At 62.0% G+C, this 12,009-nt stretch carries 11 protein-coding genes; 2 read left to right on the top strand and 9 right to left on the bottom strand.

The window, feature by feature from the left end:
- Nucleotides 1-39: 39 nt before the first annotated feature.
- Together BEMPMBAN_RS16020 and BEMPMBAN_RS16025 are read left to right on the top strand one after the other, a co-directional pair.
- On the top strand, nucleotides 40-1,137 hold the full coding sequence (locus tag BEMPMBAN_RS16020) for an NAD(P)H-dependent amine dehydrogenase family protein (protein WP_159231707.1): 1,098 nt from the start codon (nucleotides 40-42) through the stop codon (nucleotides 1,135-1,137).
- Between the two features lie 313 nt (nucleotides 1,138-1,450).
- Nucleotides 1,451-2,755 carry a cytochrome P450 gene (locus BEMPMBAN_RS16025; protein ID WP_159231709.1) on the top strand — a complete coding sequence of 435 codons (1,305 nt, stop codon included), beginning with the start codon at nucleotides 1,451-1,453 and terminating at the stop codon, nucleotides 2,753-2,755.
- A 99-nt stretch (nucleotides 2,756-2,854) separates the two neighbouring features.
- Here BEMPMBAN_RS16025 and BEMPMBAN_RS16030 read toward each other — a convergent pair whose 3' ends face one another.
- The 9 genes from BEMPMBAN_RS16030 to BEMPMBAN_RS16070 form a co-directional block, all read right to left on the bottom strand.
- Nucleotides 2,855-3,478, bottom strand: a complete 624-nt coding sequence (locus tag BEMPMBAN_RS16030; RefSeq protein ID WP_159231711.1) for a TIGR03085 family metal-binding protein — start codon at nucleotides 3,476-3,478, stop codon at nucleotides 2,855-2,857.
- A gap of 14 nt (nucleotides 3,479-3,492) precedes the next feature.
- Complete coding sequence (locus BEMPMBAN_RS16035; RefSeq protein WP_159231714.1) at nucleotides 3,493-4,575, bottom strand: NAD(P)H-dependent amine dehydrogenase family protein; 1,083 nt, start codon at nucleotides 4,573-4,575, stop codon at nucleotides 3,493-3,495.
- A 5-nt stretch (nucleotides 4,576-4,580) separates the two neighbouring features.
- Nucleotides 4,581-5,663 (bottom strand): ABC transporter substrate-binding protein, encoded by a 1,083-nt coding sequence (locus BEMPMBAN_RS16040; protein WP_159232090.1) that lies wholly within the window; start codon nucleotides 5,661-5,663, stop codon nucleotides 4,581-4,583.
- 73 nt (nucleotides 5,664-5,736) lie between these two features.
- The gene (locus BEMPMBAN_RS16045) at nucleotides 5,737-6,513 is read right to left on the bottom strand and encodes an SDR family NAD(P)-dependent oxidoreductase (RefSeq protein ID WP_200846000.1); all 777 of its coding nucleotides are present in this window, start codon (nucleotides 6,511-6,513) and stop codon (nucleotides 5,737-5,739) included.
- Between the two features lie 12 nt (nucleotides 6,514-6,525).
- Nucleotides 6,526-7,746 (bottom strand): acyl-CoA reductase, encoded by a 1,221-nt coding sequence (locus tag BEMPMBAN_RS16050; RefSeq protein WP_234897501.1) that lies wholly within the window; start codon nucleotides 7,744-7,746, stop codon nucleotides 6,526-6,528.
- A gap of 155 nt (nucleotides 7,747-7,901) precedes the next feature.
- Entirely contained in the window at nucleotides 7,902-9,233 is a 1,332-nt protein-coding gene (locus BEMPMBAN_RS16055) for a hypothetical protein (protein WP_159231720.1), read from the bottom strand.
- 25 nt (nucleotides 9,234-9,258) lie between these two features.
- Nucleotides 9,259-9,933: a hypothetical protein gene (locus BEMPMBAN_RS16060; protein WP_159231722.1), complete on the bottom strand. Its 675-nt coding sequence runs from the start codon at nucleotides 9,931-9,933 to the stop codon at nucleotides 9,259-9,261.
- Between the two features lie 7 nt (nucleotides 9,934-9,940).
- Nucleotides 9,941-10,615, bottom strand: a complete 675-nt coding sequence (locus BEMPMBAN_RS16065) for a hypothetical protein (RefSeq protein ID WP_159231724.1) — start codon at nucleotides 10,613-10,615, stop codon at nucleotides 9,941-9,943.
- Between the two features lie 207 nt (nucleotides 10,616-10,822).
- Entirely contained in the window at nucleotides 10,823-11,995 is a 1,173-nt protein-coding gene (locus BEMPMBAN_RS16070; RefSeq protein WP_159231726.1) for an NDMA-dependent alcohol dehydrogenase, read from the bottom strand.
- Between the last annotated feature and the right edge of the window lie 14 nt (nucleotides 11,996-12,009).

The following is a 12,009-nucleotide window of genomic DNA, read 5'->3' on the forward strand; positions in this document are numbered from 1 at the left end:
TCAGTCAGCCAGCAAAGATCTTCGACGAGGAGAAGACGGATGGCCTATCGCGTGATCCAGTGGGGCACAGGGAATGTCGGTAAGCATGCCCTGCGACACATCGTCGAGCGTCCGGACTTCGAGCTGGTCGGGCTGCGGGTCTACAACCCGGACAAAGTCGGCAAGGACGCAGGCGACGTGCTCGGGGTGCGGTCCACCGGGATCATCGCAACCGACGATCGCGACGAAATCCTTTCCCTTGAGGCAGATTGCGTCTCGTACAACCCGCTGGGCGGCACGCTCGAGGCAGGCGAAACAGCCTTGGACGACATCTGTGCCCTGCTCGCATCAGGGAAGAACGTCGTGTCCAGCGCTGTCGAGCAGATGGCGTATCTGCTTCCCGACCTCGCGCTGGCCGGTGTGGGAGATCGCGCCTACGACCGCCTCAGTGAAGCGTGCGACCAAGGGCAGACGACATTTTTTCATGTCGGTATCAATCCCGGCTACACCATGGATTTTTGGCCGCTGCAGCTCAGCAGGCTGAGCCGACGGATCGACCGCATCTACGTGGCCGAAATACTCTCTATGGCCGACTACCCCTCCGAGCATATGATGCGCGACGCAATGGGCTTCGCGCGCCCGCCGGCGCCAGACAACCCCGTCGATGCGTGGATGAGCAGAACGCACGACACGCCCTTCTATCTGTGCATGCGCATGATCGCAGATAGCCTCGGTGTCGAACTAGACGACGTCCGCTACGGCGGCAGAGAGGTGGCTCTGGCCGAAAAGCCGTTCGAGATCGCCATCGGCACTGTAGAAGTCGGCACTGTCGCTGCGATGAAGTTCCATCTCGAAGGCATCGTCAAAGGCCGTGTCGCCATCCATCTGGAGTGGGTATGGCGGTTGACCGATGATGTCGCTCACGATTGGCCGAAGGGCGAAGGTCTGTGGATCCTCGATATTGCCGGCGACCCTCACATCAAATCGAAGATCCAAACAGCGACGACCTTTGATTCTCGCCGTCCTGTGTCGCTGTTGGTGTCGACAACGTGTCTCAATGCAATTCCCACTGTGTGTTCGGCGAAGCCCGGGCTCCTCAACAATCTTCGCCTGCCCGCCCACGGGGGCGGATACCTATGCTCCCCGGCGTCGGCATAGGCCTCAGGTGCCGCGAACAGCTGTGTATTCGGCGACATCGGCGTGCCCGGGGGCGGGCAAGTCCCATCGATACGCACTCAGCACCCCAGTTCCCACCCTCGAACTGCAGAATGCGTTCCGTCAGCATTGACGCAACACTCGGCCACCTTTAAGGTCAAAACCAAAGGTTTGTATTCCAGGCGGCTTCCGTCAGCGGTTATCGCGCATCCGCTGGGCACACGGACCGTGTGGTGAACGTGGCGCTGACGGCAACAGCCGTCTGGACAGGCGCATCCGCACGTCGGGTGACGCGAGGGCGAGAAGAAGGGGCACTGTGACGGGCTACGACGGAATCGACTACTTCACCGATGAAGGAATTCGAACCGACCCCTATCCCTTCTTCGACCAGCTTCGCGAGAAGTGCCCGATCCTGCCGGGCGCGGTTCCCGGCGTCACCGTCATCACCGGGTACCAGGAAGCGCTGAGCACCTACAAGAGCCAGGCAATGTCATGTGCCAATTCGGTGGTCGGCCCGTTCGCCCCACTGCCGTTCGAACCCGAAGGCGACGACATCAGCGAGCAGTTGGACGAATTTCGCGGCCAGATCCCGTTGGCCGACCACATCACCAACATGGACGCGCCCCAGCACACCCGGTCGCGTGGGCTGTTGAACAGGCTGATCACTCCGAAACGTCTCAGCGAGAACGAGGAGTTCATGTGGCGCCTCGCGGACGAGCGGCTCGATCTCATCGTCGAAGAGGGAAAGTGCGAGTTCGTCGGCGACTTCGCAAAGCCGTTTACACTCCTGGTGATTGCCGACCTCCTCGGAGTGCCTGTTGAGGACCACGCGTCGCTCTGCGCATCGCTGAAACCGGGCTTGGTCGAGGGGATCTCGGATGAGACGATGCACAACCCGTTGATGTGGATCGAGTCAACGTTCGCCGACTACATCCAACAGCGTCGACAAGCACCTCAAAACGATGTCCTCTCACATCTCGCTGCGGCCAAGTACCCCGAGGGCGATACCCCCCCTGTCGATGACGTGGTGAAGCTGGCCACTCTCGTGTTCGCCGCCGGGCTGGAAACGACGGTCAAGCTGTTGAGCGCAGCGATCCGTAACCTGGCAGAGGACAAGGTTTTGCAGGAACGTCTCCGAGCAGATCGCTCACTCATTCCGGCCTTCCTCGAGGAGACATTGCGGCTGGAGAGCCCTGTGAAAACTCACTTCCGCCTCGCCCGCCAATCGACGGAGATCGGCGGGTGTCCGATCAAGGCGGGCACGACGCTGATGCTGCTGCCAGGAGCAAGCAACAGAGATGAGCGGAAATTCGAGGATCCGAACACTTTTAAGCTCGACCGCCCCAATGTCCGCGAGCATCTCGCCTTCGGCCGCGGCGCCCATAGCTGTCCAGGTGCCCCGTTGGCGCGGGCGGAGGCCAAGATCGCACTGAACCGCATCCTCGACCGGATGGCGGACATCTCCATCGACGACGCGCATCACGGCCCGGCAGACACGCGCGAGTATTCCTACGAAGTGCCATTCGTGTTACGTGGGTTGGCTGAGCTCTACATCACCTACGTCCCGGTCGACGCGCCCGCCAACAATCGTCGTCCAGCCAAATCGCAGGCCAGCGCCTAAGCCCGGCATCTGGCGGTCGCACGGCCACCAAGGCTGGTTCTTCCGCGTGCGGATGCCGGCATCTTCGCGCCGGCACATGGTTCTCGGCCGAGGTTGTGCTCACACCCTGCGCTTGGCACGGGTGATGGCGTCGACTGTGTCGGCGTCTCCCTCGAAGTCGGCATTGATCTGCGTGCGTCCGAACACGAAGAGGAGCAACTCACCGACGTCGGCGGTGACCATCACGCGGGGACCGCGTCCGATCTTCGAGACAACAGACAGATCACGCGTGCGCAAAGTGACCTGCGCCGGGAGCCGCGGTAGCACAACGCGGCTCATGACCATGGTCACACGACGGAGGGCGCGCTGCGCCGGCACGCTCATTTCCCGGGGAGTCCAGCCGTCGGCCACCCGCCGAATGTCTTCATGATGCACGAACATCTCGTGAATGCTGGCGACCGAATCGAGCCACTTGAACGGCGAATAGGCAGGCGGCCCAGTAGATAGCCGGGTCAACATCGCCTGCCAGTTGGCGTACGCGCGGATGTCGGCTTGGATCCGCTCGGTCCGGTTGGAGAAGCGCGCTATCGCGATGCCCGGCAGATAGTCGATCCGGTTCTCCCGGGCAAGCAGATGGGCAGCGAGATCTCGCACTGTCCAGCCGGCGCACAGTGTTGGTGCGTCAGGCCCCACCGCGCGCATGCTGGCAAGCAAGGCCGCACGTTCATCCCGGGCGACAGTCATTTCCAGTGTCGGCTTCAGGGAAGGAAGTAGCCGCCGCCGTGCGAGGGTAGGGACAGGTTGTCGAGTATTCCTGGAGGGGCTTCGCAGACGATCGGCACAGCGTTGAGCAACAGGGTCGCCACCGCGATGGACGTTCCGCGCCCGGCGTCTTCTGTTGTGCCGATGTCGATGGAGGACTCGATCGACGGATTGCCCTCGACACGCAGGATCCAACGACTGTCACCTGTGGGCCATTCGGGCGCCACGGAATCGGTGATCCGCCAGATCCACTCGAGCGTGATCGCCGGCCGCTCGTTGATGAATCCACGATAATGGAATTTCACCGCGGCGACGGTTCCGGCAGGGATTTCACCAGCGGCAATGGAGATCGGTTCGTCAGTGACAGCGACTTCGCGGGAATACTCGACATCACCGAGTTCCACCTTCAGTCCGTCGGCGATCATGCGCATCGAGAGATAGAACGCCGACTCGTGAACATCGCCCATATGGGCGTCGATCGCGCTCGGCGCGTCGGGTGGAAGTCCGAAGCCCATGATCTCTCGGACCATGTGGAACGACGGATAGCGGGTCATGTCAACGACTTCGATCGCGTGAAGGTGGTCGATGCGCCCGCAGAGCCTGCTCATGTGCAGCGGCCACATGTCCATGGTGAAGCCGGGATTGATGCCGACGTGGAAGAACGTGGACTTGCCCTGCGCACACGCGCGTTCTATGCGCTCGTGTGAGTCACCGGCGCCCTTCATGGCCAGCCCCGGCGGAAAGTACGCATGGAACTCGACGGCGCTGGAAACGACATTCTTGCCCGACGCGAGTAGTCGGCAGATGTCGTCGAGCGGGCCGCCGGTTTCATCGAGCGTGGAGCCGAGCGGGCTATAGCAGACGCAGTCGGCGTCGAGCGCCAGGATCGCATCGACGTCGTCGGTGGCCTTCACTCCGGTGGGCGGCTGACCACCGAGCAGATCGGCGGCATCGGTCCCGACCTTGTCGGGGTTGTACACACGCACACCGGTCAACTCGAAGTCGGGGCGCTCTACGATAGCCCGCAGCGCGTGCCGACCGACATTGCCGGTGCCCCATTGGATGACTCGATAGCTCATGGCTTCTACACCTCGTCGAATCGGGCGACAAGTTTGGTCGGCGTGAGATCGGTCTTGATGCCTTCCGGGTCGAGCTGATTGGCGACGAGGAAGCCGCTGCCGACCCACCCGCGATGCATCCACTTGCCGAAAGTGATACAGGTGCCGGGTGATCCACACGTCGCCGGCAGCATCTTGACCCGCTCGATGGCTTCCTTTGTTGCCAGAGGTGTCAGCGGATGAGTATCGCCCAGCGCGTGAGCGATGACGTTGGCGATGTCATAAACCTGCGTCGGAATACAGTACTGCGGGCGCCGGCCGTACTCTTTCTCGTAGTCGTCGAGCATCGCTTGGGCGACAGTGTTCGCCGCGTCCCACTGGTCCATCCCCGTCCACCCCTGGACCGCTCGCCAGATATGTTCGTTGATCCACGAATTCTGGAACGACGTCGGCATGTACCGGGGCGGATCCCACTGCAGTTCTTCGAACGTCTGCCAGCTCATGATCATCGGGAAGAAGAACCCGCAATGGACGAGGGCGGGGACCTTCGCGTCGTAAAGGCGCTTGACCGCCGCGGAACTGTCGGTGAACGTCTGAGGTAGCCGCTCGACCGCGGTGATCTGTATGCCCTCTCGCGCGGCGGCCCGAACGAAATTCTTGTAGTAGAGCTCACCCATCAACGACTGCTCGGCCAGAACCCCGACTTCCTTATGGCCGGCCTTGCGAATCAGCCTGGCCCAGAACACCGGTTCCTCGACGTGTGAGCCCATCGGTAGGGAAAAGGTCCATTCCCCGAGGAAGTCTTCAGATGCGCACATGCTGACCGACGGCACATGGAAGCGCTTCTCGATCTCGAGTTTTGTCGGGACGGCATTGTCGACGATCGAGGGCCCAATGACTGCGAGGCAGCCCTCGTCGACAAGCTCGCCGTAGGCGTCGATGACTGCCTTCACCGTGCCCTTGGGCATCCCGTCCACCTCGCGGATCACCAGCTCGACGGGCCGGTCGATCAGACCGCTCTCGTAAGCTCTCTTGAACGCGAGCTCTGCGGGTGCGACGACGTCGGTCTTCAGTCCCTGCGGCCAGTCGTCGGGAATGATGATGTCCATCAAGTAGCCCACCTTGATGGGCGCCTTGGCTTCGTAATATGACGACGTCACCCACAGTCCTTTCGTAGCGTGGTCACTTGGTGAGATAGCCGCCGTCGACCGGCAACGCGAGGCCGGTCACATTGGCGGACATATCCGAGGCGAGATACAACGCCGCCGATGCGCAGTCTTCGGCGGTGATGAGACGACCGAGCGGGTGCAGGGTCTTGGCCATGTCGAGCAGCTCCGGATCGAGCTCGGTGAACGCATCGTCGTCGGATCGGCCGAAGTTGGTCAGCACTGCCGCAGGACATACGCAGTTGACCCGGATGCCGTGTGGGGCCGCTTCAGCGGCCAATGCGCGCGTCAACTGGATGACCATTGCCTTGATCGAACCGTAAACGACGCTGCCCCATCCGACGATCCCTGCGATCGATCCGGTGTTGACGATGACGCCGCCGTCGCCTTGCTTCTTGAACTGAACAACGGCGGCGCGGCACCCGTGGAAAACTCCGCGTCCATTGACCGCAAAGAGGCGTTCAACGTCGGCGTCGGTGTGTTCTTCGAAGGGTTGACCCACCCGGTTGGAGGCAATGCCGGCGTTGTTGAACATGACATCGAGGCGGCCGAATTCGTCCACCGCCCTCTGGACCGCGGCATCGACGTCCGCAGCGTTGGACACATCGCACGTGAGGGCCACGGCGGTGCCGCCGCCCTCGGCCACGGCGCGCGCAGCATCCTCGGCCCACTGGCCGCGGATGTCGGCGCACACCACGCGCGCTCCCTCGCGAGCGAACAGCAGCGCCGACGCAAGGCCTATTCCCGAGCCGGCACCGGTGATGACAACGGATTTTCCCTGGAGGAGGTTCATATTCATGTCCGATCAACAGTCATCGACGAGCCATTTCACGAAGCGTTGCAACGGGTAGAACCCGTCGTGGGGGAAGCCGGGCGCAACGTCGATGACCTGACCCATGGGCACGAGTCGTTGCATACCGCGGGCGGCCAAACCGTCACGCAACCCAACGCCCCGCTCCGGTGGATAGATTCCGATGGTCTGCGTGGCGACGTTGACGTACTCGAAGGCATCCTCAAGTGAAGGCACGGCCACCACATTCACAGTCTTGGCAGAGGGATGGAATTCGACGGGTTCGTCGGTCAATATCACCAAACCCGACCCGTCATCCGCGCCGAACACATCGCACATATCCGACATCGTCGCGAGCACTTGGATCTCCTCGCGGACCTCGGCCGGCAAAGGTGTCGGAACGACAGCATCAGCGAGCGGGCGTTCCTGTGCGAGTTGCTTGGCAAGTGCTTCGCACCACGCGGTCAACTCGGTGCGGGTGCCCTCGGCGTAGATGAATCGGCTTGCAGCACAAACCTCTTGATTGAACAGGCTGGCGTCGTCAGCTGCCGCGCTGGCCGATTCCTGCAACGTTTCGCCACTGTCAAGCGCCTCGCGTCCCAGAAGGGAAATCGAAACCTTGGGATCAAACGAGACCAGGTCGAATCCTGGGGCGACGTATTTGATGGCGTTCTGGATCGCCGCATCACCGCCCCACGCGGAGATGCGATCGAAATACTGCGACCGGAACAGCGCACCCTCGACTACATCGTCTCCACCACGCCAGTAGACGCAGGAGAATGACTGCGTCACAGGGTGGTCCGGATCCATCTCGGCCATTGTCCGCAAGATGGCGGTGCCGGTGAAAAGGTCATTGGAGGGCAACTTGAGAAGATTGACGCCCTTGGTCAAGGCGCCGCGCAGAATGGTGGCGGCGGTGACCCCTGGCGCGTTTCCGGCGAGAATGTGCACGAGCCGCGGCGGAAACGCGCGCACTCGCCGAATTTTTCCGTGGAGATCGATGATCGGTTTCCAGCCGTCCAACGACTCGCGGCCGACCTCTTGATCGACGGTGAACCACATCTCGTCGGGTTGAAACGCGTATTTGAGTCCGCGGTAGCCTTGTTCGAGGATTCGTGCACCCAGCGAGCTGCACGCCACGCTCGCACTCAGGGCTTCCTGCAGGTGCGGGTTGGTGTCCAGATCGAGGCGATTCCCGAGTTCGGTGAGAAACTCGATGATCTCCACCAACGGCATCTCGAAGGCGGGGCCAGGCTCTGATCTCGGCCAGATGAGTTCATCCAGATCGATGCGGGGGGTGGTGAAATCACCGTAGTCGGCGCAATCTGTGCCGTCTGACGGGCGGCGGACCTGCCCGCGGACCACATGGGGGACGGCCATCCGTGTCGCGGTCATTCCATGATCCCTCGGACGTAGGTGTCGATCGTCCCAGCACACGTCAGTCGGTCATCGCCGCCTTCGGCTGTGCTGTATCGCGTAATGCTGTCGAGTGCGATGCTGAAGTTCGGCGTGCTGAAGTCCGCGGTAACCCGGTCGCCGGTGATCACACCTCCCCACCGCCCGTCGACAGCGAGGTCCAAGAAAGCGAAGCGCCCTTCGGCGGTGCCCCCATGCTGGTGGATCACGTTCTGGCCACTGTCATCCAACAACAAGGGAATGACCCACGGTGGTGGGCGGTAGCCGCCGTCGATCCCGGCGAAGGGAGCCGAGAGCTCAGACATGCCATACGCATTGGGCAGGTCAGCGCTACTCATTCCGAAGAACCCCAGAATCTGCTCCTGAAAATCGGCGGGCAGATCCGCGCCCTTGGTCCCGCCGCCGGCTGCCACCCTGGTGTTCGGATGGAAGTCTCCCGCCGTTGCACCGCGCGCTCTGGCCATCGTGACGATCGTCCACATCTGGGCCCATGGGCCGAGGATGATCATCGGGTCATGGCGGTGTTCCAGGATCTTGTCGACGATGAACTCCAGGCGCTTGGACATCGCTTCCTGGCGGGCCGCGCTCTCCTGCTGAAATGTCGCAATCTCGCTCGGTTTCGCCTTGCCTGAGCCGATCGCCGCGCGCAGTCGCGCCAGTCTGCTCATATCGCTGAGCCGCAGTCGTTCCTCGGAAAGATAGAAGACAGCGTCCGGCCGACCCATGGCTTCGGCAAGGCGGCGAAAGTGCCGCACGGATCGATGGGGTCCGTCCTGCGGACCTAGAATGAAGACAACGCGGTCGTTCTTCGGTTCGCCGTAGGAGCGCAGCATCTCGTGGTCGAAGTTGAGCAGGGAGAAGTCCCGATCGGATGCTGTCGCCGGAAGGAACGAGTTCTTCCCACTGGTGCCGCTCGTAACAGTCACATGGTGACCGTTGTCCTTCAGACGATCTAGCCAATCGTCGGAATCACTCAGATCGTCTGTTTCGAAGCCGGTGACGCGTGTCGCCGACAAGGTGTCCAACCACCGACTCATCAGGTCCCACCGACCCTTGGAGATAAACGTTTCCGAGTAGGACTTGTAGTTCGAGTGGGCGAAGAGCAAGGGAACGAGGTCATCAAGGGCCCGAATCTCGTTGACACCTGTCTCTTGTGCCAATCGCGACAGAACGGGGACCTGTGTTCGTTTGAGCCCGAGCACCTCGTTGGCAGCGTCGAGCCACAAGGGTTCGAGCTCCGAACGGGGAATCTCGTGGAATTTCGGGTCGGACACGAGTCCGACTAGGCGGTCGCGGGTGGATGTCATGGCTGTTGTCTCCCAGGTCGGTTTCTCATGGCAGCGGCGACCACCGAACTGACCGCAGGTACCGACCACAGGAGTGCACCCCGTCGGGCAACTGAGGTGTCAACGACCCAGGCCAATCGTCCCAGCCGATGTCGGTGCGCCATGCATTGACGAAGTCGTCCGCGTCGTTGATTCGGTAGACAACGCGCGCCGCGGTGTCGGTTTCCAGCGCCGGCCGGAATGCAGTGTCGAAGGTGAGTACGTCGTTGTTGCCGCCGCGGAATTGGCCAGCAGCCATCGTCTGTGCGAGTACCTCGTCGATCCCCGGCCCTTCGAGGATGTCCTCGCGGAAGAACGCCGTGTCGTGGTCGATGTCTGCCACCGGGATCTCGGCAAGTTCGAGTTCTGGTGCGTCCATCCATTCAGCGCGCACCAGCAGGGTGCTGTGACAGCGGTATCGCAACGCCGCGACCTTGGTGGCATACGCTGCTAGGTCGCCATAGCGCATACGGTGAGCAAGACGGTCGAGCGCGACGCCGTCGCGGACCGCTGTCAGCATCGTCACGAGGTAGCCCTCTGATGAGCCGTGTACCGCGTGTCGATACGACAGAAACCTGGTGTCGTCATCGGCGACCGCCGTCGCATAGCCCTCGCGGACAGCGTCTTCGAAGTCGAACTGATGAGCGCCGATGACCACGACGGTGTCGTGAATGAAAAGCATTACAACCTCATCCGATTGGTGACCACGGCACCGAACGCATCAAGCGCGATGTCCAGGTGTCGCGGACTTTCAGGCCGTCGACCATCCACATGCCGGGCACGACCGCTTCTCGCGGAATCTCCATGGTGAGCATTCTTGTCAGAGCCTCAGCGTTGGCGACCTGGGACACCATGATGTTCTCAGGTTGTGTGCCGCCGCCGATGACAGTTTCGAAGCACGCCCACAACTGGGTACCGAGCTCCGCGAACTCACGCATGAAGGCATGCACTTCAGCAAGTTTCGTCTCGAACTCCCGCTGCATGCCGGGCTGCGGGAGCACGAAGTCGTGGACGTAGAGATCACCTTGTTCCCGATGGGGCTCAGGACCCCCTGGTATCAAAGCGAGATCAACGTCGAGAGTGCTGAAGTTCAGCTGTGAAGCGACCCGTCGGGCCACCGCCCGTCGTGCGGCACCGAGGGCTGTGGCGCCTTCCCGGAGGTCACCGTGTCGAATGCGTTCGCCGAGGCGTTGAAGCGCTGCACCGTCGGCCACGGCCGTCCAGGTGACGATTTCAGGCCCGGAAACGGCGCCGGGCAACGAGCGGGCACACCAGACCAGGCGGACGTCATCGTCGCGCGCCAACGCCGGTGCCCACTGGCATCGAAGAAGCTCTTCGAATGCGGCACCGGAGGTGCCGCTCAATTGATGAACCTCGTTAACGAAGAGCACTCGCGCGCCCGCTCCTCTCCGGGTGAGAACTGCGGTGAGGCCGATCCGAACGGCCTACATTTGCTAGATAACCTAATACTTGTTTACCGATAAACGCAAGGAGAGTGGAGATCTGTTTTCATCCGATTCTAGGAGGTTGGCGCCCGTATCGATGGTGTCGATCGAGCGATCAGAAATTGCTCATGCACCGGCAAAGTCGATGATACCGCGGATGTTTCGGCCATCCCTCATGTCGGCGATCGCCTCGTTGATCTCATCGAGCGCATACCGGCGGGTGACCATCTCGTCGAGATTGAGCGATCCTGCCCGGTACATCGACAAGAGCTGGGGCATGCTCACCCGAGGGTTCATTTCACCGTAGGTGGTGCCCTTGAGTTGCTTGACGGAGTTGGTCATGTCCACCGCGATCAGGGGTACCGACATCTCGGATACCGGCGTCATGCCAGTCAGCACACAGGTGCCCCCTTTGCGAGTCAGCATCATGCCCACGGGGATGAGATCGGCATGGACGACACCTGCGCACAGCACCACTCGATCCGCCATGACCCCCAAGGTCAATTCACGGACGAGTTCGATCGCGTCGTGTGCCCAGCTGGCCGTGTGGGTTGCCCCGAACTGTTTGGCGGAGTCCCGCTTGAAGGCGACGGGGTCGACGGCGACGATGTTTGTGGCGCCAGCGTTGCGCGCACCTTGTACTGCACCCACTCCGACGCCGCCTAGGCCCACGATGACCACGGTGTCGCCAGATCGAGTGCCGGCCGACACGGTCGCCGATCCCCATCCCGTGGTCACGCCGCAGGACACCAGGGAGACGGCGTGGAAAGGGTAGCTATCGTCGACCTTGATCAATGAGTTTTGCGAGACCACAACGTATTCTGCAAATGTGCCGAGCTGCGTCGTGGCCATCAGGGCGTCGGTACCAAGGTGGCGGCGCACGGTTCCGTCGGTGGTCATCTCCTTCCTGAACAGCTGGGCGCCGACGTCGCAGATATAGCTCTGACCACTGACACACCACCGGCATTTGCCGCACGCGGGTATGAACGACATCCCGACATGATCACCCGGCCGGAAGTCGCTGACTTCGGGCCCGACCTGCTCGACGATGCCGGCGCCCTCGTGTCCACCCAGGAGCGGGAACATCTCAGGGGTTTGCAGCCCTGCAGCGCGCATCATGTCGGCCATCTCGGGCGAGGGCAGGCAATCGCCGGTGGCAAAATGGTCATCGGTGTGGCAGACACTTGCGTTGACCATCCGAACCAGGACTTCGCCGGCGCGCGGCTCGTCGAGCTCGATCTCGCACACTTCCCAATCCATACCGACTCCGCGCAGGACTGCGCCTTGACACTTCACCATGTTCTCCGGCTCTG

The sequence above is a fragment of the Mycolicibacterium austroafricanum genome (assembly GCF_902705885.1).
Taxonomy (GTDB): Bacteria; Actinomycetota; Actinomycetes; order Mycobacteriales; family Mycobacteriaceae; genus Mycobacterium; species Mycobacterium vanbaalenii_A.